The sequence below is a fragment of the Sphingobium sp. TomMM15 genome, from assembly GCF_055397045.1.
This window is the reverse complement of record NZ_AP027314.1, coordinates 2,299,214-2,325,456: the sequence shown is the minus strand read 5'-3', so window position 1 is coordinate 2,325,456 and position 26,243 is coordinate 2,299,214. Positions and strand designations below refer to the sequence as shown.

27 protein-coding genes and 2 tRNA genes are annotated in these 26,243 nt (G+C 62.1%); 12 read left to right on the top strand and 17 right to left on the bottom strand.

Translation table 11 applies throughout. The features are described 5' to 3' along the window. Window positions 1–91: 91 nt before the first annotated feature. The 3 genes from ruvA (at window position 92) to ACZ51H_RS11580 (ending at window position 3,591) form a co-directional block, all read left to right on the top strand. A complete protein-coding gene (gene ruvA / locus ACZ51H_RS11590) occupies window positions 92–700 on the top strand; it encodes a Holliday junction branch migration protein RuvA (protein ID WP_464801916.1) in 609 nt (202 codons plus the stop codon). Continuing rightward, a complete protein-coding gene (gene ruvB, locus ACZ51H_RS11585) occupies window positions 697–1,716 on the top strand; it encodes a Holliday junction branch migration DNA helicase RuvB (protein WP_464801915.1) in 1,020 nt (339 codons plus the stop codon). The genes ruvA and ruvB overlap by 4 nt, the downstream gene beginning before the upstream one ends. Before the next feature lie 132 nt (window positions 1,717–1,848). Continuing rightward, the gene (locus ACZ51H_RS11580; protein ID WP_464802893.1) at window positions 1,849–3,591 is read left to right on the top strand and encodes an AMP-dependent synthetase/ligase; all 1,743 of its coding nucleotides are present in this window, start codon (window positions 1,849–1,851) and stop codon (window positions 3,589–3,591) included. Between the two features lie 3 nt (window positions 3,592–3,594). Here ACZ51H_RS11580 and ACZ51H_RS11575 read toward each other — a convergent pair whose 3' ends face one another. From ACZ51H_RS11575 to ACZ51H_RS11565, 3 genes are read right to left on the bottom strand one after another with little or no spacing between them, the layout of a single operon-like run. Continuing rightward, window positions 3,595–3,996, bottom strand: coding sequence for a hypothetical protein (locus ACZ51H_RS11575; RefSeq protein ID WP_464801914.1), 402 nt, complete (start codon window positions 3,994–3,996; stop codon window positions 3,595–3,597). A gap of 57 nt (window positions 3,997–4,053) precedes the next feature. Next, window positions 4,054–4,776, bottom strand: a complete 723-nt coding sequence (gloB, locus tag ACZ51H_RS11570) for a hydroxyacylglutathione hydrolase (RefSeq protein WP_464794006.1) — start codon at window positions 4,774–4,776, stop codon at window positions 4,054–4,056. A gap of 4 nt (window positions 4,777–4,780) precedes the next feature. Next, window positions 4,781–5,215 (bottom strand): VOC family protein, encoded by a 435-nt coding sequence (locus ACZ51H_RS11565; RefSeq protein ID WP_464794005.1) that lies wholly within the window; start codon window positions 5,213–5,215, stop codon window positions 4,781–4,783. Between the two features lie 103 nt (window positions 5,216–5,318). On the opposite strand from ACZ51H_RS11565, the gene ACZ51H_RS11560 reads away from it, so the two are divergent. After that, window positions 5,319–6,023: an SIMPL domain-containing protein gene (locus tag ACZ51H_RS11560; RefSeq protein ID WP_464801913.1), complete on the top strand. Its 705-nt coding sequence runs from the start codon at window positions 5,319–5,321 to the stop codon at window positions 6,021–6,023. Window positions 6,024–6,029: 6 nt separating this feature from the next. Here the strand turns inward: ACZ51H_RS11560 and ACZ51H_RS11555 are convergent, their stop codons facing one another. Next, window positions 6,030–6,860 carry a tetratricopeptide repeat protein gene (locus tag ACZ51H_RS11555; protein ID WP_464801912.1) on the bottom strand — a complete coding sequence of 277 codons (831 nt, stop codon included), beginning with the start codon at window positions 6,858–6,860 and terminating at the stop codon, window positions 6,030–6,032. Then, the gene (locus ACZ51H_RS11550) at window positions 6,860–7,615 is read right to left on the bottom strand and encodes an alpha/beta fold hydrolase (RefSeq protein ID WP_464802892.1); all 756 of its coding nucleotides are present in this window, start codon (window positions 7,613–7,615) and stop codon (window positions 6,860–6,862) included. Before ACZ51H_RS11550 ends, ACZ51H_RS11555 begins: the two co-directional genes overlap by 1 nt. Before the next feature lie 142 nt (window positions 7,616–7,757). Here ACZ51H_RS11550 and ACZ51H_RS11545 point away from each other — a divergent pair. Both ACZ51H_RS11545 and ACZ51H_RS11540 read left to right on the top strand, forming a co-directional pair. Beyond that, a tRNA-Leu gene (locus ACZ51H_RS11545) sits at window positions 7,758–7,844 on the top strand. 219 nt (window positions 7,845–8,063) lie between these two features. Then, complete coding sequence (locus ACZ51H_RS11540) at window positions 8,064–8,840, top strand: 3-keto-disaccharide hydrolase (protein ID WP_464801911.1); 777 nt, start codon at window positions 8,064–8,066, stop codon at window positions 8,838–8,840. A 45-nt stretch (window positions 8,841–8,885) separates the two neighbouring features. Here ACZ51H_RS11540 and putA read toward each other — a convergent pair whose 3' ends face one another. Further along, complete coding sequence (gene putA / locus ACZ51H_RS11535) at window positions 8,886–12,491, bottom strand: trifunctional transcriptional regulator/proline dehydrogenase/L-glutamate gamma-semialdehyde dehydrogenase (RefSeq protein WP_464801910.1); 3,606 nt, start codon at window positions 12,489–12,491, stop codon at window positions 8,886–8,888. Between the two features lie 337 nt (window positions 12,492–12,828). On the opposite strand from putA, the gene ACZ51H_RS11530 reads away from it, so the two are divergent. Further along, complete coding sequence (locus ACZ51H_RS11530; RefSeq protein ID WP_449470547.1) at window positions 12,829–14,193, top strand: aspartate aminotransferase family protein; 1,365 nt, start codon at window positions 12,829–12,831, stop codon at window positions 14,191–14,193. Window positions 14,194–14,273: 80 nt separating this feature from the next. Here the strand turns inward: ACZ51H_RS11530 and ACZ51H_RS11525 are convergent, their stop codons facing one another. The 4 genes from ACZ51H_RS11525 to ACZ51H_RS11510 all read right to left on the bottom strand — a co-directional run bounded on the left by ACZ51H_RS11525 (window position 14,274) and on the right by ACZ51H_RS11510 (window position 17,749). Next, window positions 14,274–15,101: a DUF2182 domain-containing protein gene (locus ACZ51H_RS11525; protein ID WP_464801909.1), complete on the bottom strand. Its 828-nt coding sequence runs from the start codon at window positions 15,099–15,101 to the stop codon at window positions 14,274–14,276. After that, the gene (locus ACZ51H_RS11520) at window positions 15,091–15,723 is read right to left on the bottom strand and encodes a DUF1326 domain-containing protein (protein ID WP_460987085.1); all 633 of its coding nucleotides are present in this window, start codon (window positions 15,721–15,723) and stop codon (window positions 15,091–15,093) included. Before ACZ51H_RS11520 ends, ACZ51H_RS11525 begins: the two co-directional genes overlap by 11 nt. 174 nt (window positions 15,724–15,897) lie before the next feature. Beyond that, a complete protein-coding gene (locus ACZ51H_RS11515; RefSeq protein WP_449470543.1) occupies window positions 15,898–16,659 on the bottom strand; it encodes a LuxR C-terminal-related transcriptional regulator in 762 nt (253 codons plus the stop codon). A gap of 532 nt (window positions 16,660–17,191) precedes the next feature. Next, complete coding sequence (locus tag ACZ51H_RS11510; protein WP_464801908.1) at window positions 17,192–17,749, bottom strand: outer membrane protein assembly factor BamE; 558 nt, start codon at window positions 17,747–17,749, stop codon at window positions 17,192–17,194. Between the two features lie 88 nt (window positions 17,750–17,837). On the opposite strand from ACZ51H_RS11510, the gene ACZ51H_RS11505 reads away from it, so the two are divergent. Genes ACZ51H_RS11505 through dinB form a run of 3 tightly spaced genes read left to right on the top strand, consistent with a single transcriptional unit; the run spans window position 17,838 to window position 20,016 of the window. Continuing rightward, window positions 17,838–18,353, top strand: coding sequence for a ubiquinol-cytochrome C chaperone family protein (locus tag ACZ51H_RS11505; protein ID WP_464801907.1), 516 nt, complete (start codon window positions 17,838–17,840; stop codon window positions 18,351–18,353). Beyond that, window positions 18,350–18,880: a YceD family protein gene (locus tag ACZ51H_RS11500; protein ID WP_449470539.1), complete on the top strand. Its 531-nt coding sequence runs from the start codon at window positions 18,350–18,352 to the stop codon at window positions 18,878–18,880. Before ACZ51H_RS11505 ends, ACZ51H_RS11500 begins: the two co-directional genes overlap by 4 nt. 56 nt (window positions 18,881–18,936) lie before the next feature. Next, complete coding sequence (gene dinB, locus ACZ51H_RS11495) at window positions 18,937–20,016, top strand: DNA polymerase IV (protein WP_464771591.1); 1,080 nt, start codon at window positions 18,937–18,939, stop codon at window positions 20,014–20,016. Window positions 20,017–20,022: 6 nt separating this feature from the next. On the opposite strand, the gene ACZ51H_RS11490 is transcribed toward dinB, so the two are convergent. Further along, complete coding sequence (locus tag ACZ51H_RS11490; RefSeq protein WP_460987081.1) at window positions 20,023–20,817, bottom strand: DUF1134 domain-containing protein; 795 nt, start codon at window positions 20,815–20,817, stop codon at window positions 20,023–20,025. A gap of 233 nt (window positions 20,818–21,050) precedes the next feature. On the opposite strand from ACZ51H_RS11490, the gene ACZ51H_RS11485 reads away from it, so the two are divergent. Together ACZ51H_RS11485 and ACZ51H_RS11480 are read left to right on the top strand one after the other, a co-directional pair. Then, window positions 21,051–21,142, top strand: a tRNA-Ser gene (locus tag ACZ51H_RS11485). 237 nt (window positions 21,143–21,379) lie between these two features. After that, complete coding sequence (locus ACZ51H_RS11480; protein ID WP_464801906.1) at window positions 21,380–22,234, top strand: hypothetical protein; 855 nt, start codon at window positions 21,380–21,382, stop codon at window positions 22,232–22,234. 42 nt (window positions 22,235–22,276) lie between these two features. Here the strand turns inward: ACZ51H_RS11480 and ACZ51H_RS11475 are convergent, their stop codons facing one another. From ACZ51H_RS11475 to ACZ51H_RS11450, 6 genes are all read right to left on the bottom strand, one after another. After that, complete coding sequence (locus tag ACZ51H_RS11475) at window positions 22,277–22,432, bottom strand: hypothetical protein (protein WP_464801905.1); 156 nt, start codon at window positions 22,430–22,432, stop codon at window positions 22,277–22,279. Continuing rightward, a complete protein-coding gene (locus ACZ51H_RS11470; protein ID WP_464801904.1) occupies window positions 22,377–23,216 on the bottom strand; it encodes a hypothetical protein in 840 nt (279 codons plus the stop codon). Before ACZ51H_RS11470 ends, ACZ51H_RS11475 begins: the two co-directional genes overlap by 56 nt. A 94-nt stretch (window positions 23,217–23,310) precedes the next feature. Further along, the gene (locus ACZ51H_RS11465; RefSeq protein WP_464801903.1) at window positions 23,311–24,852 is read right to left on the bottom strand and encodes a YfjI family protein; all 1,542 of its coding nucleotides are present in this window, start codon (window positions 24,850–24,852) and stop codon (window positions 23,311–23,313) included. Beyond that, a complete protein-coding gene (locus ACZ51H_RS11460; RefSeq protein ID WP_464801902.1) occupies window positions 24,852–25,754 on the bottom strand; it encodes a DUF7146 domain-containing protein in 903 nt (300 codons plus the stop codon). The genes ACZ51H_RS11465 and ACZ51H_RS11460 overlap by 1 nt, the downstream gene beginning before the upstream one ends. Beyond that, window positions 25,751–26,062 carry a hypothetical protein gene (locus tag ACZ51H_RS11455; protein ID WP_464801901.1) on the bottom strand — a complete coding sequence of 104 codons (312 nt, stop codon included), beginning with the start codon at window positions 26,060–26,062 and terminating at the stop codon, window positions 25,751–25,753. Before ACZ51H_RS11455 ends, ACZ51H_RS11460 begins: the two co-directional genes overlap by 4 nt. Beyond that, a complete protein-coding gene (locus tag ACZ51H_RS11450) occupies window positions 26,055–26,240 on the bottom strand; it encodes a hypothetical protein (protein WP_464801900.1) in 186 nt (61 codons plus the stop codon). Before ACZ51H_RS11450 ends, ACZ51H_RS11455 begins: the two co-directional genes overlap by 8 nt. Between the last annotated feature and the right edge of the window lie 3 nt (window positions 26,241–26,243).

The following is a 26,243-nucleotide window of genomic DNA, read 5'->3' as shown; positions in this document are numbered from 1 at the left end:
CGGGGGAATTGGTGCCAAGGCAGGCGCGCTTTTGACTGGCGCTGCGCTCAAGAGGCTGTAAAGAACAGATCATGACCAAAGGGTGTGGGGCATGATCGCGAAACTCAAAGGGCGGCTGGATAGCACGGGCACCGACCATGCGATCATCGACGTGGGGGGCGTGGGCTATCTCGTCGGCGCATCATCGCGCACCTTGTCGGCGCTGGGGCCGGTAGGCGAAGCGGTGACGGTGCATACCGAAATGCTGGTGTCGGAGGATTCGATCCGGCTGGTCGGCTTTGCACGCGGCGAGGAACGCGACTGGTTCCGCCTGCTGATCGGCGTGCAGGGCGTGGGATCGCGCGTGGCGCTGGCGATCTTGTCGGCGCTCGAACCGGCCGAACTGCATCGCGCGGTGGCGACCGGGGACAAGGCGATGGTGGCGCGCGCCAATGGCGTGGGGCCGAAGCTGGCGCTGCGGATCGTCAACGAATTGAAGGACAAGATCGGCGCGGCGCCCGGCGCGGGCGGCGTGCTGGGCGCGGGCATCGCGCCCGTCATGGCTGGAGGATTGGGAGCGGATGCGATTTCCGCCCTGCAGAATCTCGGCTTCAAGCCTGCCGAGGCGAGCGGCGCCGTCGCTGCTGCGGAGGAAGAGTTGGGCGATAGCGCGACCCTGGATGCGCTGGTGCGGCTGGCGCTGCGGAAGGCGGCCAAGTGAGCGAGGAACGGTTGATCGCCTCCACGCGCCGGGCGGAGGATGTGGATGCCGCCCTGCGGCCCAAATCCCTGACCGAGTTCATCGGGCAGGAAGCGGCGCGCGGCAATTTGCGGGTCTTTATCGAAGCGGCAAAGCAGCGTGGCGATGCGTTGGATCATGTCCTGTTCTTCGGCCCGCCGGGCCTCGGCAAGACGACATTGGCGCAGATCGTGGCAAAGGAAATGGGCGTCGGCTTCCGCGCGACGTCAGGGCCTGTGATCGCCAAATCCGGGGATCTGGCGGCGCTGCTCACCAATCTGGACGAAGGCGACGTGCTGTTCGTAGATGAGATCCACCGGCTCAACCCGGCGGTCGAAGAAGTGCTCTATCCCGCGATGGAGGACCGCGCGCTGGACCTGATGATCGGCGAGGGTCCGTCGGCCCGGTCGGTGCGGATAGACCTGCCCCGCTTTACCCTGGTCGGCGCAACGACGCGGCAGGGCCTGCTGACGACGCCGCTGCGAGATCGCTTCGGCATTCCGGTGCGGCTGCAATTCTATACCGTCGAGGAACTGGAGCTGGTGGTGCGGCGCGCGGCGCGGTTGCTGGACCTTGGCATCACGTCCGACGGGGCGATCGAGATTGCCCGGCGGTCGCGCGGAACGCCTCGCATCGCGGGGCGGCTGCTGCGGCGGGTGCGCGACTTTGCGAATGTCGCGGGCGTCGAAGCGGTGGATGCCAAGGCGGCGGACGCGGCGCTGAGGCGGCTGGAGGTCGATCAGCTGGGCCTCGACCTGATGGATCGCCGTTACCTGATGATGATCGCCGACATTTATCGCGGCGGGCCAGTAGGTGTTGAGACACTAGCGGCCGGTCTGTCGGAGCCGCGCGACACGATCGAAGAGGTGATCGAGCCTTATCTGATCCAGCTTGGCTTGATCGCCCGCACTGCACGCGGGCGTTGCCTGAATGGGCCAGGCTGGAAGCATCTGGGGCTCAATCCGCCCGCCGGGCTGCAGGACGGTCTGTTCGACTGAAAAATGCGTGACCGCTACGGCAAGGCGCGGCTATAGCGTCGGCAAGGAGTGGATGCGCGCATCGGACGCGCTCTTGAATCAAGGAGTTGCGCTGCTTTGCGGGCGATCGAACAGTATCCCAATCTGGTGACCATGTTCTTCGCCCGGGCGAAGGAAATGGGCGACCTTCCCTTCCTGTGGCGCAAGACGGTCGGCGGCTGGCAATCGCTCAGCTGGACCGAGGTGGCCTTGCAGGTGGCGGGACTTGCCGCCGCGCTCAAGGTGCAAGGGCTGAAGCCGGGCGACCCGGTCATGTTGGTGAGTGAGAACCGCCCCGAATTCTGCATCGCCGACCTTGCCATCATGGCGGCGGGATGCGTGACGGTGCCGACTTACACCACCAACACCACCCGCGATCATCAGCATATCCTGACGGACAGCGGCGCCCGCGCGGTGATCGTGTCGACGGCCAAGCTGGCGCAGACGCTGATGCCCGCCGTGTTGCGATCGCAAGCAAGTTTCATCATCGGAATGGAGCCGCTCCGGGGCGCGCAGGGCGATCTGTCCTGTCATCTGTGGGCCGACATGGTCGCGTCCCGCATCGCTGATCCCGACGCCTGCGCCGCCGAACAGACGGCCGGACGGGATGACCTCGCCTGCATCATCTATACCAGCGGCACAGGTGGTGCGCCACGCGGCGTCATGCAGCATCACGGCGCGATACTGTGCAATATCGAAGGCGCGGGCAGGCTGGTCGCGGAGGATTTCGGCTGGGGGGATGAAGTTTTCCTGTCCTTCCTGCCGCTCAGCCACGCCTATGAACATAGCGGCGGCCAGTTTCTGCCAATCATGCTGGGCGGGCAGATCTATTATGCGGAAGGGCTGGAAAAGCTCGCCAGCAACATAGAGGAAGCGCGCCCGACGATCATGGTCGTCGTGCCCCGCCTGTTCGAAGTGCTGCGCGCCCGGATCATCAAGTCGATCGAGAAGCAGGGCAAGTTCCCCGCCTGGCTGCTGGCGCAAGCGCTGCGGATCGCCGCGAAGGAGCAGAACGGTAACATATCGATCGCCGACCTGCCGATCAAGCTGCTGCTGAACCGGACGCTGAAGCCCAAGATCGCCAAGCGCTTTGGCGGGCGGATGAAGGCACTGGTATCGGGCGGCGCGCCGCTCAATCCGGATGTCGGCCTGTTTTTCGACGCGATGGGGCTGACGCTGTTGCAGGGCTATGGTCAGACGGAGGCGGGGCCAGTGGTCAGCTGCAACCGGCCGCGCGCGGGTATCGCGATGGACACGGTCGGCCCGCCGCTCGACGGGGTGGAGGTCAGGATCGCCGAGGATGGCGAAATATTGGTGCGCGGCGAACTGGTGATGCAGGGCTATTGGCGCAATGCCGCCGAAACCGAAAAGGCGCTGAAGGACGGGTGGCTGCACACCGGAGACATTGGCGAGATCGACGCCAAGGGGCGCATCCGCATCACCGATCGCAAGAAGGACCTGATCGTCAATGACAAGGGCGATAATGTGTCGCCGCAGAAGGTCGAAGGCATACTGACGCTACAGCCGGAGATCGGTCAGGCCATGGTCTATGGCGACCGACGGCCACATCTGGTCGGGTTGCTGGTGCCCGATGCAGAGTGGACACGCGAATGGGCGGCGGCGCACAGCGTTGATGCGGACGACACCGCATCCAACGCCGCCTATCAGGCAGCATTAAGGGCGGCGGTCGATCGGGTGAACGAGGAATTGTCCGTCACCGAACGGGTCCGGCGCATCATCCTGGCGGACGAACCCTTCACCATCGAAAATGGCGAGATGACGCCGTCCATGAAAATCCGCCGCCACGTCATCAAGGCGCGCTATCAGGAACGGCTGAACGCGCTCTACAAGGGCTGACCGTCAGCGGCCGGGGGTGCGATAGGGCGTGAATGACCCCAGCGCGCAACCGCCGGTGATCGACCCGGTGACCAGATCGGCGCTCCGCGCGAGATCGCCCCGGCAATATTGCGAACCTGTCGGCTTGATGATGAGGGTGTCGCCCCTCCCCAACCCGGTGCAACTGCCGATCAGGTCGTTGCGATAGATCAGCCGCCCACTCACCCGGTACAGCAACACGCTTTCGCTGACAGCGGTGAGGCTGGAGCCCGGATAGCGGCTCACGCAGTTGACTGGCTCGCCCGCGACCTTGCCTTCCAGTGCAGCCTCAAGCCGGGCCGCTTGCTTCTCCGTAAGGCGCGGGAGCTCGCTACCGCCTGCGCACGCTGCCAGCATCAGTGGCACCAGACATATCGATGCACGCATGGCAATCCTCCTGTACATCTCTCCATAAATGGAGACGTCGGCGTAACGCCCGAACCGTCAGGCGGTATCCTTGGCCTTGCGGCGGCGAGCCAGCTCATCCGCGTCGCTCGCGCGCATGAAGATGTTGGTCGCGCGCTCCAGTCCGATGGTCGTGGGCACCGTGGCCTCGCCGCGTGCACGGGCAGCATCGACCTGCACCATGCGGTCGGCGAGTGCTTCATTGTCCGGCTCGATCGTCAGGCCAAAACGGCCATTGCCCTGCGTATATTCATGGGCGCAATAGACCATCGTGTCATCCGGCAACGCTGCGAGCCGAACCATGTTGGCGAACATCTGATCCGCCGTCCCTTCGAACAGCCGCCCACAACCCATGGCGAACAACGTATCGCCGACAAAGATGATGTGATCGCCAGCCAGATGATAGGCGATATGCCCCGCCGTATGGGCGGGCACCTCCATCACGGTGGCGACATGATCGCCGATGCGAACCTCATCCCCTTCCCCCACTGGGCGGTCGAGCGTGCCGATCTTGGCCGCCTCTGCGGTCGGCCCGGTGATCCGGCAGCCGGTCGCCGCCTTTATCGCCGCGTTGCCGCCCACATGATCGCCATGCCAATGCGTGTTCCAGATCTGGCTGATGGTCCAGCCCCGCTCGGCCGCCGCCGCCAGCACAGGGTCCGCCACCGCCGGGTCGACCACCACGGTCTCGCCACTGGCATCATCGTGCAGCAGCCAGACATAATTATCGGACAGCACCGGGATTCGGACAACGCTCAACATGGGCTTACCAGACGCCGGTATTGGGCATCGACGCCCAAGGTTCGGCAGGATCGAGATAGCCATCCTGCAACAATTCTATCGAGATATTGTCGGGCGTGCGGACAAAGGCCATGTGGCCGTCGCGCGGGGGGCGGTTGATGGTCACGCCCGCATCCATCAGCCGCTGGCACACGTCATAGATATTATCGACGCGATAGGCGAGATGGCCGAAATTCCGACCTTCGCCATAGCTTTCCGCTGGCCTGCCATCTTCCGGTGGCCAGTTGTAGGTCAGCTCCACCTGAGCATCCTCATCCCCCGGCGCGGCGAGGAACACGAGCGTGTAGCGCCCATTTTCATTGTCGAAGCGTTTCTGCTCCTCAAGCCCCAACAGCTTGAAGAAGGCGACCGTGCGGTCAACGTCAGTCACGCGGATCATGGTATGCAGATATTTGGTCAAGCGGTCGCTCCGTTCGTCGCTATCAAGCAACGGTTCATCTCGGCAATGGCAGGAATGATCTCAAGATAGGGCGGCGCAGGCGTGGATGGAAGAGGAGACGCGAATGGCAATCGAGTATCGCGACAAGGTGCTGCTGGGCTGTGCCGGGTTGCTGGCGCTGGGGCTGGTCAGCGGCGGCTATCTGCTGGGTGACGGGCTGAAGCGCGCAAAGGCTGCGGACCGATCCGTCACGGTCAGGGGTCTGGCCGAGCGGAATGTTACGGCCGACCTTGCGACCTGGTCGATCAGCTATGCCGCGACCGGTTTCGACCTGCCCGCCGTGCGAGCCGAGATAGACAATAATACGCGAGAGCTGAGGGCCTATTTCACGAGCCTCGGCTTCAAGCCGGAGACGCTGACCCCTACGGGCGCGGGCGTCAATCAATATATCAACAACGGCGTCAACACGATCACTATCACTCAACGTATGTTGTTGCGCACGACCGACATCGCACGCGCTCAGAAAGCAGTCGCGCAGCAGTTCGACCTCGTCCGGCGGGGCGTCACGCTCCAGGAAGGTTCCGGCATGCGCTACAGCTTCACAAAGCTCAACGACGTCAAGCCGCCCATGGTGGCCGCCGCGACCCGCGATGCCCGCGCCGCAGCCGAACAATTCGCGCGCGACAGCGGGGCAAGCGTCGGCGGCATCAAGAGCGCCACCCAAGGCTATTTTTCCATCGATCCACGCGATGGAGAGGCGGACGGATCGAGCGACACGCCCTACAAGAAGGTCCGCGTCGTCACGACGGTCGACTTCTACCTTAAATAGGCGGGTTCAGGCGGGCGGCAGCCGGGTGAGATTATCGGCAGCCGCCTTGCCCGCCGACGATTGCGGCGCGAGCTTGACTGCTCTTTGCCAGGCCGATCGAGCGATGTCGGCATGATCGGTCAGGACAGCGATATTACCCTCCTCCAAAGCCACCGACGCGTCATCGGGAGAGAGCTGCACCGCCCGCGCGATATGCGCCTGCGCCAGCTTCAACTCCCCCGCGCGGCGGGCGAGCGTGGCCGAGAGCAGCCACGCCAGCGGGTCCTGCGGCACCTGCGCCAGAGCCACATCGAGCGAATCGCGCGCTTCCTTGACCTCACCCAGCGCGACGAGGGCGCGGGCGCGATCGAGATGGGTTTCGCCTTTTTCCACGCCGTCGGGCAGGCCGCGCGCCAGTGCCGCGTCGAAACTGGTGCGCGCCTTGGCGGGATCGCCCGCCGCCAGCGCGGCATTACCGGCCTGCGCCCATAAGCGCGCGCTCTGCGCCATTTCACCGCTGCGCTCGGCCTCATCAGCAGCTTGTTCAAAAGACACAATCGCGGGCGCCCACCGCTCCGCCCGGGCATAGGCGAAACCCATGCAATGGCGCGCGTAGAAGCTGCCCCCTTCCAGCCGCCATTTCTGCGCGAACGCGACGCCCTGCTCAGGCGATTGAAGCGCCTCGTCGAGACAGGCCTGGAAAGGCTTGGCATATTTTTCCGGAACGGGAATGCGACCGTCAGCAGCGGGGCTTGGTGCGGGCGCCTGCGCCTCCTTCTTGGGCCGGTTCATCACCGCCTCAATTTCCGGATCATAGGCTTGCGGCGTCAACAGCAGCAGCGGGAGGAAAAAGCTCATCAAAGATTGTCCAAAAGACTGCCGAGAGTGCGGATCAGCAATGCAATGTCGCCATCGCGCGACAGGCGATGGTCGCCATCCTTAATCAGCAGCGTCTGCACGTCATATGAATGCAGGCGCTGGGCCAGCCGCAGCGCGGACTGCCAAGGGACGTCCCGGTCCTCCTGCCCTTGGAGCAGCCGCACAGGGCAATCGATGGCGACAGGACCGTTCAACAGGCGCAGCGCCTGCCCCGACTGCCAGAAGGCAAGCGTCGTCACCAGCGGCTGATCGCCATAGGGCGTGGGTTCGGTCAGCCGCCCCTGGGTGGCCAGCAAAGCCTTGTCTGCGTCGCTAAAGCCCCATTCGGTGAAATCCGGCGCGGCCGCGATGCCGACCAGCCCGACAACGCGGTCAGGGCGAGCCAGCGCGATGAGCAGGGCAATCCAGCCCCCCATGGACGACCCCACCAGCAGCAACGGCCCTTCCGTCAAGGCATCGACCAGCAGCAGCGCGTCGTCGCGCCAGCTGGCGAGCGTGCCATCCTCAAAACGGCCTTCGCTGGCGCCGTTGCCGCCATAGTCGAGCCGCAACATGGCCCGTCCCGTCTCCGCCGCCCAGGTATCGATGGCCACCGCCTTGCCCCCTTCCATGTCGGACATGTAGCCCGGCAGAAAGACCATGGTCGGCCCGGCACCCGCGCGATGCCGGTAGGCGAGCCGGACCCCATCGGGACGGGCGAACAGCGCGAGCGGCGCGGCTTGGAAGGGGGCTATCGGCTGTCTCCACTGGCGATCAATGCGTCCTGCCTGATGCAATAGACGCTGACGCGCAGAAAACCAGAAAGGAAGAAAAATAATGCCCGCCACGGAATTGACAGTGTGAGGACCAACGGCTAATCGCGCCGTCCTACCCCGTGCCCAGATGGCGGAATTGGTAGACGCACCAGCTTCAGGTGCTGGCGATCGCAAGGTCGTGGAGGTTCGAGTCCTCTTCTGGGCACCATTTTTGGACGCTAAAGGCGCCAAGCGAGCGACTGATTTTACAGCGCTTTCGACAGAAAATTGCCGGACGCTGTCCCGCGAAATCCAATTATAATCTCCAGTAATATATCGCTTTTGATGATCCTTCCGGCGGTGCGGGCGGTACCCGGCTTGACCAAGCAGGACTTTTCGCGACCATGCTGTTAATCGTCGAACCAGCGTATCGACATTGGAAAGCAGCATGGATCAAAGGACCGGACGTCGGACGTTCATCGCCGGAGCGACCACGTTGACGCTGTTCCCGCACTTGGCCGTAGCGGCGCAACGGCCAGAGGCACCTGCGCCAAAAGCCATGCCCCTGATGCCCCGGCCGGTTGACGGCGACGGGCCGGGGTTCAGATCCTTGTTTGACGGTCACACTCTGGCGGGCTGGCGCGGTGATCCGCGATACTGGCGCGTGGAAGACGGCTGCATAGTTGGCGAAGTGACGCCGGACACACTGCTTCGGAGCAACACTTTCCTGATCTGGGAAGGCGGGAGGCCCGAGGATTTCGAATTGAAGGCGGAGTATCGGATCACCCCTGAAGGCAATAGCGGCGTCAATTACCGCAGCACCGTTGTCAAAGACGCGATCACGCCTACCAATCGCTTCGCCATGTCGGGGCTACAGTTTGATATCGACGGCCGGAATCTCTTCACGGCCATGGTCTACGAGGAACGGGGGCGCGGCTTTATCGCCCGCCGTGGTCAGTTTGCGCGAACAACGTCACCGCCGTCGCAAATAATTGGTTCCATTGGTGAGCCCGGTCCTCTGAAAGCAGCGATCAAAGCTGAATGGAACGAAGCCCATATCATCGCCAAGGGTCCGGCCATCTATCATCTGTTGAACGGCCAATTGATGGCGGCCGCGATCGATGAGTCGGCGGATCGTCGGCGCAAGGGCGAAATCGGGATGCAGGCGCACGTAGGTCCGCCGATGAAGGTGGAATTCCGCAACATCCGGTTGAAGCTGCTGTAGCGCAATCCGTGAAGGGATCGGCTATGGAAGCGTCGGCGTTGGCGCTTATCCGATCATCATCAGGCTGGCATTACCTCCAGCAGCGGTCGTGTTGATGGAGATCGACACCTCTTCAAGCAACCAATCGCAATGATAGGCAAGGGGCTGGTCCGGCTCAGCTGCATGAACGGAAATGATAGGCCCCGGCATCGCTGTGACTTCCGCCAGGGCTCGGGCAACGGCTGCCTCGTCTCCTTCCACCAGCGCAACTGCATAAGGCCCGTCAGGCAGGCCAGCGAATGCAGCGGCGACATTTGGGGGCAAATCGTCGGGAAGCGCCTCCGCAACCACGCCCCGGTTCCCGGTCGCAAGGATGGCGGCCATCTGTTCGAACAAGCCATCCCGGCTCTGCGGTATCATCAACACCTGACCACGGGGATGCAGGGTGTAAAGATTACGTTCCCCGACTGGTCCGGCGAGCGCGCGTTCCGCTCCCAAAGCAGAGGCGGCGGCATAGTTGCGCGCTTTCGCTGCGCTGCCCATTTCGCCCTTTGCTTCCAGCCAGTTCGCGAAATCATGGATGGGTGAAGCCGGATGCCGCGACTTCCATCCGAAAGCGGATGGGCGCGTCACCAGCCGATTAAGATAAAGCGGCCCACCAGCCTTGGGTCCCGTTCCAGAGAGCCCACAGCCCCCGAACGGCTGGACGCCGACAACTGCGCCGATCATGTTGCGGTTCACGTAAAGGTTGCCCGCCCTCACCCGCGATGTGACATAAGAGATGGTCTCATCGAGCCGGGTGTGAAGGCCGAAGGTCAGCCCATAGCCGGTGGCGTTGATCGAATCGATCAGCGCGCCCAACCGCTCCCGGCGAAAACGCACGACATGCAGGACCGGGCCGAAAACCTCCTGCTCCAGTTCGCCTATATCATCGATCTCGATAATCGTTGGCGCAACGAAGGTGCCGTGTGCCGCCTCGGCAGGCAGGGTGAGTTGATCAACCCGTTTTCCGCGCTCGCGCATTCTGGCGATGTGCTGATCGATCGTCCTCTTTGCTGCCTGCGTGATCACCGGGCCGATGTCCATCCTCAGCGCATCGGTGCTGCCAACGCGCATTTCCCGTAACGCGCCCTTGAGCATCAGGAGAATGCGATCCGCCACCTCATCCTGCAGACAGAGTATGCGCAGCGCGGAACAGCGCTGACCCGCGCTGTCGAATGCGGAGACCAGCACGTCCGCTACCACCTGTTCGGCCAGAGCGGACGAGTCGACGATCATCGCGTTCTGCCCGCCCGTTTCAGCGACAAACGGAATAGGGCGGCCTGCGGGTGAAAGCCTCTTGGCAAGTTGGCCCTGAATCAGTCGCGCGACGGCGGTCGATCCTGTGAACATGACGCCGGCGGTTTCCGGCGCCGCCACCAGAGCGCTGCCCAAGGCACCATCGCCGGGCGCCAATTGAAGAGCATGCCGGGGCACGCCCGCCTCATGCAGCAAGCGCACGGCCTCCGCCGCGATCAGTGGCGTTTGGACTGCGGGTTTTGCCAGCACCGGATTGCCTGCAACCAGAGCGGCGGCGACCTGACCGGTGAAGATCGCGAGGGGAAAATTCCACGGACTGATGCACAGGATCGGTCCCAGAGGCTCCTGCCCGGCGCCGATATTGGCCCGTGCTTGCGCCGCATAATAGCGGAGGAAATCGACCGCCTCGCGAACCTCCGCGATCGCGTTGGAAAGAGATTTTCCGGCTTCGCGGATCAACAGGCCGAGCAGGATGGGCATGCGCGCCTGCATCGCGTCGGCGGCGCGTTCTAGAATGGCTGCGCGCTCCTCCACCGGCCTGCTACCCCAATCGGCTGTCGCGGCACGGGACATGAGGGCAGCGGCATCCTCGGTCGCCAGTTCCACCACCGTGCCGACCCTGTCCCGATGATCGGCTGGATTACGTATGGCGCGCGCCTCCCCTGAACCGAAGGTCGGCGCCGCCCTCCACTCGATCGCGGCGCTATCGCGAAGGGCCTGCGACAGGGCGGCGAGCGTGCCTTCATCGCTAAGGTCGAAGCCCGTTGAATTGCGGCGGTCGGGATACAGATCGGTCGGCAGGACGATCAGGTCATGCTTCGCGCCGGGATGGGGCATGGCACGGACCACCTCGGCCGGATCAGCGATCAGATCCTCGACCGAAACCGTCGGGTCCGCGATACGATGGACGAAGGAAGAGTTGGCGCCATTCTCAAGCAAGCGGCGGACCAGATAGGCTAGCAGCGTCTCATGCGTGCCAACCGGCGCATAGATGCGGCACGGGCGGTCGAGATTTTCCTTGCCCACGACCTGTTCGTATAGCGGCTCTCCCATGCCGTGCAGGCACTGAAATTCATATTGGCCGACGCTGAAATCCGGCCCGGCAATGCGGTAAATGGTCGCGAGGGTCTGCGCATTATGGGTCGCAAATTGCGGAAAGATCGCATCGGGGGCCGCAAGCAGCTTTTTTGCGCAAGCGATATAGGCGACATCGGTGTGCGCCTTGCGCGTGTAGACCGGGAAGTCGGCAAGGCCGTCCACCTGGGCGCGCTTGATCTCCGCGTCCCAATAGGCGCCCTTCACCAGACGGACCATCATGCGGCGTCCTGCACGCCGGGCAAGATCGATGATCCAGTCGATGACGAAGGGGCAGCGCTTGCCATAGGCTTGAATGACGAACCCCAGGCCATCCCATCCTGCCAATTCCGCGTCTGTCGCCAGACTTTCGAGAAGGTCAAGGGAGAGTTCGAGCCGGTCCATTTCCTCGGCATCGATGTTGAGGCCGATATCATAGCTTTTGGCGAGCAGAGCCAGTTGCCGCACGCGGGGCAGCAATTCCCCCATCACCCGATCCGCCTGAGAGCGGGCATAGCGGGGATGCAGCGCCGAAAGCTTGATCGAGATGCCGGGGCCTTCATACACGCCGCGTCCGCGCGCCTCCTTTCCGATCGCGTGAATGGCACGCTCATAATCGGCATGATAGCGGTCGGCATCGGCCCCGGTCGTCGCCGCCTCACCCAGCATGTCGTAGCTGTAGCGGAAGCCCTTCGCTTCCAGCCTGCGAGCTCGCTTCAATGCCTGCTCGATCGTCTCGCCCGTGACGAACTGTTCGCCCATCATCCGCATGGCGAGATCGACACCGCGACGGATCACCGGCTCCCCCGCGCGCGCCACCAGCCGGGTCAGCGCGGCGCCCAGCCCATCATCATCGACGCTGCCGACCAGCTTACCGGTCACGACCAGGCCCCATGTCGCGGCGTTGACGAACAGTGATTTGCCACCGCCCAGATGCGATCCCCAATCGCCCTCAGAAAGCTTGTCGCGGATCAATGCGTCGCGTGTCGTCTGATCGGGGATACGCAGCAAGGCTTCGGCGAGGCACATCAGCGCCACGCCCTCTTCACTGGAAAGTGAATATTCCTGGATCAGCCCTTCCACGCCGTTGCCCCTGTGGTTGGCGCGGAGCGTGGTCACGAGCAGGCGGGCGAGTTTTCTGATCGCTTCGCGATCCGATGGCTCAAGAGTCGCGGCTTCCAGCAGCGGCGCGATGCACGCGGGCTCTTCCCGCCGGTAGGCGGCGGTGATCGCTCGCCGAAGAGGTGACTGGGGACGTATGGGCGGCGCAAAGCCTTGGAAGGGCACGCGTCGGGTCATGGCAGCTCCAACTACCCTCCATCATTGGGCCTAAGAATCGCATATATGGATGGATTGACCCAATTCAGCATCCCGGTCGGGGAAAAGCTGGAAAATCACTCTATCTGGACTTGTTCGCCGCCTTCAATCGACGGAAATATCAGACAAACCGCCCCGTCCCATGATCATGTGTTGATAAGTGTCCACAAAATTCTTATGCATCCGGCGGGCACGCTACTTCCCTGCACGGATGAGGGTAAGTCGATCCCCACATTCTGCGCGTAATGGTCGTCGGGCGCATATCCATCTCCGGGACGGCCGAAATGTCAGTTTCTAAAAGATCGGAAGCACGAAGATAATGTACGATCCCAGAGAAAATGCTGCAGCTGATATTGCAGCTCACCTCCACTCCTTCACGAATTTGGCGACCCATCCTGAGGTCGGTCCCCTCGTTATAACAAAGGGCGACGGCGTCTTCGTGGAAGATGATCGGGGGAACCGCTATCTTGAAGCTGTATCAGCGCTGTGGTGCGCCTCTCTGGGCTTCAGCAACGAGCGTCTGGCCAAGGCGGGCAGCGAAGCGCTGCGTGGATTACCCTATTATCACACCTTCACCGGCCGTTCCAATCCAGCCGTGATCGCGCTGGCCAACAAGCTGCTGTCGATCGCGCCCGTGCCGATGTCGAAGGTGTTCTTCGCCAACAGCGGATCTGAAGCAAACGACTCTGCTGTGAAGCTGATCTGGTATTATCATAATGCCATCGGCAAGCCGGAGAAGAAGAAGATCATCGCCCGGCGCAACGCCTATCACGGCGTTACCGTGGCGTCGGCCAGCCTGAGCGGGCTTGTCACCAATCATCGCGATTTCGACCTGCCCATCCATAATATTCTGCATACCGATTGCCCGCATTACTTCCGCTACGCCGAACCGGGCGAAAGCGAAGAGGATTTCGCGACTCGCCTCGCCGACAATCTTGAAAAGCTCATTCTGGAAGAAGGTCCGGAGACGGTCGCCGCCTTCTTCGCCGAACCAGTCATGGGTGCGGGCGGGGTGCTTACGCCGCCGGCTACCTATTTCGAAAAGGTCCAGAAGGTACTGGCGAAATATGACGTGCTTCTCGTCGCGGACGAAGTGGTGTGCGGCTACGGCCGGACGGGGGAGATGTTCGGTTCGACCACTTTCGGCATGAAGCCCGATATCCTCACCACGGCGAAGGGGCTGTCATCTGGTTATGCACCGATCTCCGCCGTGATGGTGAATGAGAAGGTCTATGCGCCGATCGCCCGGAACAGCGGCACCATCGGCACCTTCGGCCACGGCTTCACCTATTCGGGCCATCCGGTGAGCTGCGCCATCGCGCTGGAAACGCTCAAAATCTACGAAGAAGATAATGTCGTCGGCCACGTGCAGTCGTTGATGCCGCAATTCTCGAAGGCGCTGCGCAGCTATGAAGGCCGCAAATATGTGGGCGAAGTGCGTGGGGTCGGCCTGGTCGGCGCTATCGAGCTTTATGCCGATCCTGAAAACCGGACCAGCTTCGACCCCGCAGTAAAGGCCGGGTCGCGCTTGGTCGAAATCGGGCTGACGCAGGGCCTGATCGTACGGGCGCTAGGCGATACGATCGTCTTCTGCCCGCCGCTTATCATCACCGCCGAAGAGCTTGACGAGCTGTTCGCTCGGTTCGAACGTACGATGGCTATCTTCGAAGAAACCATCGGCTGACAGTCCGGCATCGGAGCAACTGCCGCACGACGCAGCGGTTGCTCCGGTCCGGCCCCGGTTGCCGCGCGGCTCACCCCGCGTCAGCGAAGCGCGACAAACAGTGCCGCGAAAAACAGGAATGCAGCGGTCCACCGGTCCAACCGCCAGCGCGGCGGCGCCATCTTCTGGGCGGCGACCAGGCATGTGAAAAATGCGATCAAGGCGAGATTCATGACGCCGCCCACAAACAGCAGCAGCATCAGCGCCCAGCAGCAGCCCAGACAATAAAGTCCATGCCGCATGCCGATCTGGAACGCGCCACCTGCACCGGGGCGCCAGTAGCGATGAATGAAGATGAGCGGCGACTGGCAGTTTTCCAGGCAACGATGCTTGGCGGGCGTCAATTCATAGAGAGCCGCCACCAGCAACAGGCCAGCAGCGCCCATGCGGCCACCCAGAGACAGCGTCGCGGCTGACAAATAGCCACCATGCAACAGCAGGGCCTGTGCGCCAGCCGCGATCGCTGAAAAACCTGTCCATATGAGCAGATAAGAGCCCATGACCATAAGGCTGTGCAGCAAACGCGCATAGTCACTGGTCGCTCGATCAATCCGCGCATGCAGCAATATCATGGGCGCGGCGGAAGGAAGCATCATGGCGACCATCATGATCGACCACATGGCGAAGGCGGCGAGAAAATAGCTGGGCGACAAGGGCTGGATGGCCATGGGCATCGCGCCCATCGGCATGTCCGCCATTCCTTCCCCCGCCATGTCCCCCATTGAGGCGTCCGGCGTGGAAATGAGCCACATCCAGGCCATCATCACCAGCAGCAGCAGCGCCGCTCCGACGATCAGGTTGTTTCGCGACAATAGCTGATGGACAACAGAAGGGGTGCCGTCTGGTGGTGGCACCGGCCTAATGGACAACGCCACTCTCGGTCAGGTGAAGCTCGGCGAACTGCGCATGGGAATCGCTGAGCTGCACATCGACCGGCCCCTGGGTTTTCGCCCAACCGCGACCGACCTCGCACACATCATATTCAAAACCCTGGGGCAGGTTGATGCGCGCGCGATGCGCTTCTCCCGTCACCGGATTGACGATCGGTTCGCCACGCGCGTCGATCCAGCCGGGAACATTCAGCCGGGCGGATCGGCCGTCAATGTCCACCCGTAGGTCGATGGGCGCGAATACGGGATCGTGCACCTTGGTGTAGGTCGTGGCAAAAACCTGGAAGAAGGTGGCGCCAGGCACAGTGTCCAGCCCGCTCATGATGCGCAGCAACGCTTCTCTCTGCGTCGGGTCCGCCCGCTCATCGACGATCGGAACGGCTTCGCCCATGCCTTCATGGATCGGCCCCGGCCAGGCGACGATCAGGCCGATGCGTAAGCCCGACAGGTCGGTGTCATCATGATGACCCTGTTCGATGTCGATCGCCGCAACGGCCTGACAATGGCCATGCGTCGGCAACGCATTGAACTGGCAGGGACAACCATAGGCGCAATTGCAGTGGACAAATTCCTTGCCCTTGATGGTCCAGCGCGTGGCCATGGGACCTCTCCCGCCTTGAGTCTTGGACGGGGTCAGCATAGCAGCTTTTGCTGTTGTTCAACAGGCCGAAGCCTGCCCTGCCTTGGGCTTCTGAGGCTCCTGCGTTTGCGCGCAGGAGCATCATTCAGAATTTATGAGGGGGTGACCGCAGCCCTTTTCGGGCGACGATCCAGTTCAGGCACGGCTAAGCGGCATGGCAGCCATTTCAAGCGGCGGCAGCTGCGCGGGATGGGGGATCGTCACCTCCACTGGCACTACCGGCTCTACCTCCGGCACCCGTCCACGCATTCCATGATTGGCTGCCCAGATCGCAGCCTGGGTGCGGTTCTTGACGCGCAGCTTGCGCAGCACCGCCTTCACATGGACCTTCACCGTCGCCTCGCTGATTTCCATTCTCTTGGAGATCACCTTGTTGGGGCACCCCATGATTAACCAGCGCAGAATTTCCAGCTCGCGATCCGACAGGCTGGCGGCATCGACTGGCCGTTCAACCTCCAGCGCGTCCGTGAGTGTCGGTCGCGACTGCAATTCATCGGCGAGTTGCGGTGGGAGCACCCGTTCGCCCATCGCCACCAGATGCAGCGTCGCCACCAGGCGGTCGCAGCTGATTTCCTTGATGATATAACCCATTGCACCAAGCCGGAAGGCCTTCAGCATCGTCTGGAAATCGAACCGGTCGGACAGAACCACCAGATAGGAACAGGGAAATCGCCGTTGAAGGACGGCGACGCTGTCCGCATCAAGTTCTTCGGTTCCATTATCGACCAGGAGCAGCGACGGTCCGGTATCTTCTTCCGGCACCTCCGCCTTCTGGAGTGCAGCGGCAATATTGGGATATTGGTTAACCCGGAAATCTCGTTCAGTGAGAATCCGGCTCAGCCCTTCTCTAACAATTGCATTACCGCACAACAGACGCACATTGACTGGGTAAGCCATTGGGTATTCCCCTCATGATCCCTTCCACCTTCGTTAGCAGGCCCCAAACGAAGCGTGAAAGACCAGTTTCCAAATGCCTGCAGTGCGACCCTTTCTTTTCGTTTCAATAAGTTATGACTAGCATATTTGCGCGACAAGAGTCCTGAACTGCTCGCGGAAATTTGGGGTTAGTGTCAGAATTCGCTAACGAACTGTTAATGCGTTATATTCTGACTTTAACCTTATGTAGTATGCCGTACGTGCAGAGCGAGATATACTACTTTAGTCTTACGGCCGACGACACTGATCAAGCATATGCCTGAGCCGTCGCCGTTGCGAGTCTCTATTTGTTAACGCGGAAAATTAACCATGTTTCCAAACGAGTCCAATGACTTGGATCGCCGGAATTTTTTGATGTCGCCGCTGCTGGCGCGCAAGCCTGCTCGAGACTCGCGAAGGCGGGGCTTTCTTGCCACAGCCGCCAGGGGGAATCCGGTAATAAGGCTTCCGCTAAAAGGGAGCGTTGACCCCGGACAGTCTTGCTATCCTGTCTTCAGGAACCGTTAGGACCGCCACCGCCGGTATTGCTGCCGCCACCGCCGCCGCCCATGCCATCGGCTCCCACCGTGCCGATGTTCCCGAAAATCTCGTCGAACAGGCTGCGATGACGGCCAAGGGTCGGCGTCTTGTCGCCCGCAGGCGATATCTTGGCGACCTGCTCAAGCCCCATGCGATCCACGGCAGTCACATTGCCCGCCGGGTCGAAACGGACATGCAACACGGTCTGGGCCACGGGCTTGGGATTGGAGAAGGCAAGCGCCCGCATGTCGCGCGACACATAATACCAGTCCTGATCACCGAATTGCGCGGTGAAGCTGGGTCGGCCCAGCGTTCCTTCAACGGAGGCACGGTTGTCGATGCCCGGCTGGATCGAATCGACCAACAGCTTGTCCACCTGATAGCCCTGATGCGTCCGGATGCGGGTGCAGGCGGATGTGCCGAAGACCAGCGCGCCAAGGCCGACGGCGAGCAACAGATGTCGGCTGAACTGACGCATGAACTTCTCCTGCCGGGACAGGCCCCGGGAAAACGCGAAAACCAAAGCCGCCATTGCATCGCGCGGCCCGCCGATCAATATGGAAATGCGCGACCCCCGGCAAGGGGGCCTCCGCTCAGCTCAGCCAGGAAACTGCTTCGACATGCCAAACCTATTCCAGCGCCTGTTCGCGCGAACCGATCCCAAGGAAGCGATGCAGCTGCTCTATCAGGCCATCGTCCACGAGGGGCGTCAGCCGCACTGGTATATGGAAGGCCAGGTCCCCGACACCATGGACGGCCGGTTCGACATGATCGTCGCCATCCTCGCGCAGGTGCTGATGCGGATGGAAGCGATCGGCGCCGCGCAGGAGAGCGTTTGGCTGACGGAATTATTCGTCGATGACATGGACGGCCAGCTGCGTCAGGAAGGCGTGGGCGACGTCGTGGTGGGCAAGCATATCGGCCGGATGGTGAGCGCGCTGGGCGGCAGACTGTCAGCCTATAAAGCTGCACTACTGGGCGAGGCGGAGCTGCGGGAAGCGCTGGAGCGCAACCTGTATCGTCGCGCGACGCCGGGTGATGGTGCGATCAATCATGTCGAATCTCGCTTGCGATCGCGCTGGGTTCGGCTTTCCGCGTTGCCGCTGGACGCATTGCTGACCGGAGATATTGGATGAGCAACCCTGCACCCGAATTCTCTCGCCCGGTGCGCGCTGATCAGATCGTGCGGCATGCGCAAGGAGTGACGATCACCGCCGACGCCAACGAGCGGGAAGCACTGGCGAAGCGTTTCCATCTGCTTTCGCTCAGCCGCCTTGAAGCCGATTATACGCTGAGCGAAAATGATAGCGGCATCGAAGCACGCGGGCGCGTGCGGGCGGAACTGGCCCAGCCCTGCGTCGCTACCGGCGTGGCCGTGCCCGAGAAGATCGACACCGAATTCCTGCTGCGCTTCGTCGCGGAGCGCGGCGATGAAGGCGATGACGAAGAGATGGAGATCGATTCGGAGGATTGCGACATCATCGGCTTTGATGGGCAGACAATCGACATGGGGGAAGCGGTCGCCGAAACTATGGCCTTGGCCATGGCGCCCTATCCCCGTTCTGCCGACGCAGACTCCTATTTGCGGGAAGCGGGCGTCCTTTCGGAAGAACAGGCCAGTCCTTTCGCTGTCCTCCAGTCTTTGAAGGACAAGAAGTCCTGACCTGACGACGCCTTCCGCGTTTTGCTTTCGTTCTTGCTGTGGCATAAACCCCTGCCATGGATTCCGGGCCGCGCAAGATCATCCATATCGACATGGATGCCTTTTATGCGTCGGTCGAACAGCGCGACGACCCAACCTTGCGGGGCAAGCCGATCGCCGTGGGCGGCGGCGGCCCGCGAGGGGTCGTTGCCACCGCCAGCTATGAGGCTCGCACATTTGGCGTGAAATCGGCCATGCCCGGCGCGCGGGCGCGGCGGCTCTGTCCGGACCTTCTGTTCGTGAAGCCTCGGTTCGAGGTCTATCGCGCCGTTTCGGCTCATGTGCGGGAGATTTTCGCCCGCTTCACCGACATCATTCAGCCGCTGTCGCTTGATGAGGCTTATCTCGATGTCACGGTGAACAAGCCGGGCCTGGCCTCCGCAACGGTCATCGCCCAGGAAATCCGGCGCATGATCCACGAAGAAACGGGCCTCACCGCCTCGGCGGGCGTATCCTACAACAAGCTGATAGCCAAACTCGCTTCAGATCAGAACAAGCCGGACGGCATTTGCGTCGTGCGACCCGGCGAAGGAGCAGGCTTCATGGCGGAGATGCCTGTGCGACGCATCCATGGCGTGGGGCCGGTGACGGCACGGCGGATGCAGGCGTTGGGGATTGAAACCGGCGCCGACCTTCGCGCCCGCGACCTGCCTTTCCTTCAGCAGCATTTCGGCAGCGCCGCTCCCTTCTATTATCGTGCCGCGCGCGGTGAAGACGATCGGCCGGTCCACGAGCGGCAGGAAAGGAAGTCCGTCAGCGTTGAGGACACATTTTTCGACGACCTGATAACGCAGGACGCGCTGGTCACAGAAATAGACCGTATCTCGCAAAGCCTCTGGGGAAGGATCGAGAATAGCGGCGCCTATGGCCGCACCATCGTCCTGAAAATCAAATTTGCCGATTTCCGAATCATCACCCGGTCGAAAAGCATGGGCGCCCCAGTACGGTCGCCCGACTTGCTGGCGGAAACGGCGCGTGCCCTGCTACTCGCCCAGCTGCCGCTACCCATGGGGGCTCGGCTGCTGGGTCTTGGGGTGCATAATCTCGACGCCGAAGAGCCGGTCGAGGGAGGCCAGCAGCTCAGCTTTGTCCTTTAAACCAGATCAGAAGGGCAGCCAGTTCCGCTTTTCCGTGAACTTCATGTAGCCAGCATTGATGCCCAGCCGATAACCCACGCCCAGGCGGATCGGGATCAGCACGACGCTGCCCCAACGCAGGTAGCTGGCTGTGAAGCCACCGACGAGATAGGCCGTGCCTTCGGCAGCGGGGAAGCGGTGATAAAGGTCCTGCGTGTCGTAGAGATTATAGACCAGGACGAAGGTGTTGGACGCATTGCCGCCCACATCGAAGCCGATGGATGGCCCGGTCCAATACACCTCCCGCTTGCCTTCCACCTTATGGTTGAGCGTGCCGGATCCATAGCGCAAGCCAACGACAAAGGCGCCGGATGCTTCCCGACCGGCAATATAGGCGTTGGGACGTCCCTGATCCTTCAGGATCTTCTCGATCATGCCGGCAAGCCCCTCGGCCCCCTTGCCAAAGACGCCCTCGGCCGCCCCGATCAGGTCATCTTCCTGATAGGATTCGCTCGGGCTCAAGGCGGCGGGGGGCGAGTTGGACGTTACCGGCGCGCCGGTGGCGGTGCTGTTCGCCGCAGGCGGGGCATAATCCGGCGCCGTATTGCTGGGGGGCGGAACGCTGTGGTCGACGCCGGGGTCGGTGGGGGTGCTGTTCGCGGGCGGAACGGGCGCGAGGTCCGCGTCGATCGCGGTATTGGGATCGACCGTGCGCACCTGCGCAGTCGCAACAATTGGACTGAACGCCATGCCCGCGGCGGCAAATGCCATCGCACCCCGCCGCACATTGCGAGCCGCCGCACGCCTTAAAATCCCGATCATGCCCGCTACTCCCCGAATTTTCCGCTCTTCGACCAACTATCAGATTATCGGAAAGCAAGCTGAAACGACAATGAACGAACGGCGACCCGAGTCGATTCTGGGCTGGAACGAATCCTGCGGACAAGTTTGTAAGAATTTCATGGCATACACCCGTTGCCTTGCGCGAAAGCCACCGTTATAGCGCTTCTCGCCTAGCCGCTGTCCCGCCCCAAGCGGGTGTTCAGGCCATGTTTGGAGACGTGGGTGAGTGGCTGAAACCAACGGTTTGCTAAACCGTCGTGCTGAGAATTCGGCACCGAGGGTTCGAATCCCTCCGTCTCCGCCACCTTTCCTTGATTTTGTTGGATAATTTCCCAGATCAAGGCTCCGTTCCCCAAACCGCTCCCCAATGGCGCGTCCGCTTAGTTTGGACTCTCTTGCACGCGGGAGGACAAATTTTTCGTCAGCAGGGCAGCATGGAGCGCCATCGTTATTGACGGCTTCAACTCCTACCATGCACTCGATACCCTACGGCAGCCGCATCTTAACCGAATGGATTTGAGATCGCTCCAGGGGGTATGTGATGATCGATGACGACGACGCGGCGACTTGGGATCAGGACGAGGCAACGGAGCTTCGCAATGCGATCAATCGGCACCCGCTAAAGAAGGATGCGGGTTACCGGCGGCTGATCGAAGCTGTGGCCACTGAGGTGCGTAAGACCCAACCCGGCGAGCAGTATTGGCGGTTCGACAGAGGCATTGCGGTCGTCGAGATGATCATGCGCGCCGTCAATGAGGACGGCTGGAAGCTGCTCGACGAAGATCAAGCGGATGCCAAGAAAACCTACTGGTATCACCAAGGCCGCGTCAGGCTGGCAGGCAAGAAGCGCCTAACGCCCTACATCACGGTCAATGAAACGCAGGATGCCGCCGCAACCTACCTGGACCTGCCGTATCGCGTGCCTGTGCTTGACCGCATTCTTGTCGACATGCTCATGGCCTCGGAAATGTTCGCCTTTGCGGACGAGATGCAGCCAATACTGAAAAAGAAGCTGCCCCTCCTCCTCGGCTGGCTACTTAACAATGTCCTCAGCGTCTTGGTCGGCGGCGCGATCGCTGCCTTCTGCTTTTGGATAGGTGACGGTGCCACGGTAATGAACTGGGTTGGCGGGACCATCCTCGCCCTGACTCTACTGGGCACGGCATGGTCGTTGATCGCCTTCCCGTTTTATTATCCGAAAGTCAGAGTCCATCATGCCAAGATCGACGGAATAATCGGCGCTATGTTGGACGCCTATGCTGCCCTCGCTGGAAGTCCGGCTTCAACAAAGCACATCGGCGAAATGTTAGCCAAGGCGACCGACAAGGGGGCCGTTTGGCCTTCTCAGCTAATCGTGCTCATGGAGGACATTAGGGCTAGATCGGCAACCATCTAGGGGTTGGCTTTCGGCATCGCCTATCCGATTCGCCCTACCCTTTCATTCTTTCCGCACCAGCCGCGCGATCCCCTTGAGGTAGCGAACCGCCGCGATTGTCTCGGCTGATCGCCCGCCATGCTTCCGGGCATTCCTGTTTCCCCTAGGTGCGCCCGGATTCGTCCCGCCGTGCATGCGGCATCGTTTCCGCCCCTTCACGGCTGGGGACTGGCACTCCGTTCCCGAACGGGTCCGCGCCAAGCAGCGCGGGGCCGATGCCAGCCGCTCCGGTTGTATGGGATTGATCGTCATTTTTCCTGTTTCCTTGCCCCCCGGTGTTGATGTTCTCGGCAATGACCGCTTGGCCGCCGCGATTGTCGACGTGGACATGCCGCACAACCTGTTCACCGCCCCGGCGCATGCGAGCCAGCGTTTCCATCTGCCCCTGAGAGGTGCGCAGCAGCTTTGTGGCGAGGTTCCCGAACATCTGTGTCGTGGGCACCCATTCGGATTTGCCAAGCTGGGTAAGCGCACGAATGGCCGCGTCATGGGTCACATACATTTGCACCAGTAGCAGCGCCTCGGCCTGGCTTTGCGGCTCCATGCTTTCGATGAATGAAAGGGCGGCATTGTAGCGCCCGTCGTTGTCGGCATTCACCGAACCCAGATAGTTCAGCAACTCGCTGGCCCGCGCGTTCACGGGATCCATCGACACGGCTGAGAATGCCTTTTGCAGCTTGAGCGCGCCAAGCGCCTCACACTTCCCGGCCATGTTAATGGATATGCCGCCGCCGGAATTGCGCGTGAGCGTCACCTTAACCGGCTGGCGCTCCTTGCGCTGAGCCACGGCGATCTCTGCCAGTTCGCTTTGCTGCTCCTTGGTCAGTTCATCCCAGCCCGGAATGCCTTTAGCCAGCGTCGCCTTGGCTTCCTCCGGCGTGCCTGATTCGGGAACGGCAATCGTTATGGCCTGTTCCTTCGCCTTGGCCTTCTGCTTCGTCATGGATCACCTCATTTCGTGAAAATGCGCTTGGGGGTCACCGACAAAACCGACGAAACCTCCTTCTGTCAGTTTTGTCAGTTCGTCGCGGGGGCATTCAGCCCAGCATTGCCTTGGGATTCGCAACATAGATGGTCGACGGTCGCCCGCCTCGCTCGCCCACGCTGGCGTCCCGCGCGCCGATCCAGTCCGCATCAAGCAGCGCCTCCAGCCCGGCAGCTATCCGTTGCTTGTCGTTAAGGCCCGACCAGCCTTTGCGCTGAATATCCCGCGCAGTGAACGGGCCTGTCAGATCGCCCCTTTTCACCCGCCGCCAGATCGAGCGCGCCGCCTCGGCATTATCGACCGACAGCGACGCATAAGCACGCCGTGCATGGGATTCGAGATATTCCGCCCAGCCCATAGCCTGCCGGGTCGCCGCCGCCGATACGGGGCCAAAGCCATTGTTGGCGAGATGGCAGACCAGCGCCAGCCGTGGGACTAGCCCGCGATATTTCGACAGATGGGCGATCATCGCCGGGGCCATGTCATCGCCCCGCAAGGCGCGCTCCAGTTCCTCCCGCCACGCGCCAAACATCTCCTGGGCATCATCGGCAAACCGGAGATAGGGAACACCATGCGGGCCGTCGAACTCATCCCTTTGCGCGCCAAGCTCGCGCACATCGAGGCTGGCAAGATCGCCATAGCATTCATGCGCCAGCCGCCGCGCGTCACTATCAGGGAAGCGATCAGCTTCGCGGAAGTCGCCCGAAAAGTCGGGCCATGCAAGCAACTGGAGGCGCTGCACCATGCCATCATCGAAGCGGTTGAGGCTATCGCGCACATATCCCGCGATCCGGCTGGGCTGCGTCGTTCCGAATACCGACAGATTGACCGCTGGAATGCGGACAGTGCCGCGCATGATGCGGTCGAAGGTGTAGCCCTCCAGCCCGCCCCATCCTGTCAGGAAGAAGCCGCGCGCCGATGTTTTTTCCGGGTTGTCCAGGTCGGCAAACAGAGACAGCAGTTCGTCACGGTGAACCATGATGCCGTTCGGATTAGCCGCGCATATCTCGCCCAGCTTCTCCGCCGTTGCATCGCTGGTGAGATGCCGCCGCATCGCGGGGGATTGTGGCTCCGTCACGGCCTGTAGCACCGCCATGGCAGCGCCGCGTCCATCCTGCTTGAGCGATTGCCGCGCGTTCTTTTCGGCACCTTCCCGCTCCAGCTTGTAGAGCGATTCGGCGGCCTTAAACTCGGCCAGTGCCGCCTCATTATCCGCCGCCGCCTTAACCTCCAGCCGCCTTATCGGAGACAGTGCCTCGCTTGCCGCTGGGCTTTTCATACTGCCGGGGCGCGCGACGACACAGCCCCACAGATTGCCCACCTCCAGCCAATCAGTGCGCCTTTGCGGGCGAATGCCGATTCGCCTGCCGATCAGCGCGCCAGCCGAAACCATGGCGGGGATCGCCACAAGATCGGGCGGGCAGTTCATCCGCTCGGCAATGTCCTGCACCCAGCCGCGCAACTGGCTGGGCAGCAGGGCTGGATTCATGGGCAGGACGGATGGCAGTTCATCACGAAGCGGGATCGGGTCCGGCCAAATGTCCAGTGGCTGCGCTTGCGCCAGCCGCTCTTGCAGCGTCGGGTTGGTCGCCATTATCGCTCCCCCCTTAGTTCATCGTTGAAGTCTTTGAAGCCTGCCGCCGGATAGATGATGCGGACGGAAAGCCCGCGCATTGCGAAGGCTTGGGCAGCCTTGCGCGCAGCCTGTTCCCCTGCCGCATCGTTATCCGCGCCGATGACAACGGATCGAACGCAGGGCGGGAAGCGCATGGCCGGTAACATGCTTGCGCCAGCCGCCACCCATACCGGGCCGCCGATCATGGAAAGCAGCGAAAGGCCGTCCTCTGGGCCTTCGCAGACAGTCACCATGCCGGAAGGGTCCAACTCGCCCAGGCGGATAGCGCCACCCGCCACCGTGCCCAGGGACAGCTTGGACTTGGGCAGATCGGCTTTCCCCTTGCCGTCCCCGCGCAGATAAATGCGCTGAATGCCGATGACTTCGCCTGGAACATCGCGCACCGCAGCCACCAGGCACGGCAAGGGATTCGATTTGCCATAGGGAAGCCGTGAGAAACGAATATCGGACGGGAACGGCGGAAGGATGCCCCGGCAATCCAGATAGGACTCAGCGAGCGTCCCAGCGGCGGGAATAGCCCTTTCCCATATCGCCAACGCCTCCGCATTCCGGTTTGCCCTATCGGCTGGCGGCAGCTTGGGCAGATCGGCCTTAGGCAGATCGCCAGCGCCAAGGCGCTGGGCGGCGTCGACCATGCCCAGCCCATAAAGGTGCATCACATAATCCAGCACGTCCCCGGATGCGCCGCAGCCGAAGCAATGGAACCGCTCGCCATCGGCAAAGATGGTGAAGCTGGGCGAACGATCGGCATGAAAGGGGCAGCACCCCTTCCACTCATTGCCGCTCCGGTGCAGCTGGACTTGTGCGCCCGCGATGGCTTGCAGGGGGTTGTCCCGGCGGACTGCATGAATGTCGATCATAGCGCCGCCCTTCCCTTTTCGGTCAGGCGCAGCACCGCAGCGGCCTTGCCGGAAGGATTGCGGCGACGCGCGCCGGTCGGCTCGACAAGGCCCATGGCGCGAAGCTCGCTGAAACGGGGTTGCAGGCTTTCGCGTGCCACCTCGGCAAAGGCGACAGCCTCCAGCACGGTTGCCTCCCCCAGCTTGGCCAGCGAGCGCATCGCCACGCGGCGAAGGTAGGGCACGCGCTGCGCGATCTCATCGGCTGCGTCCTGGCTGGTGCCGTCCGACCCTTTAGCGCCGGGAATATCGGGGTAGCGATCAGCCATGTGCGTGCCCCCCGAATGCGATTGCAGCCAGCATGGCCGCAGTTTCAGGACGGAGGCCGAAAGTGCCGATCAGATGTTGAGCGCGATAGGCGGAAAGGGTAAGAGCATCCTGCGTCCAGTCGCCAAACGAAACGCGGGAAGCCCGGCCCTTTGCGGTCGGGTTTTCTTTGCGGGGCATGGC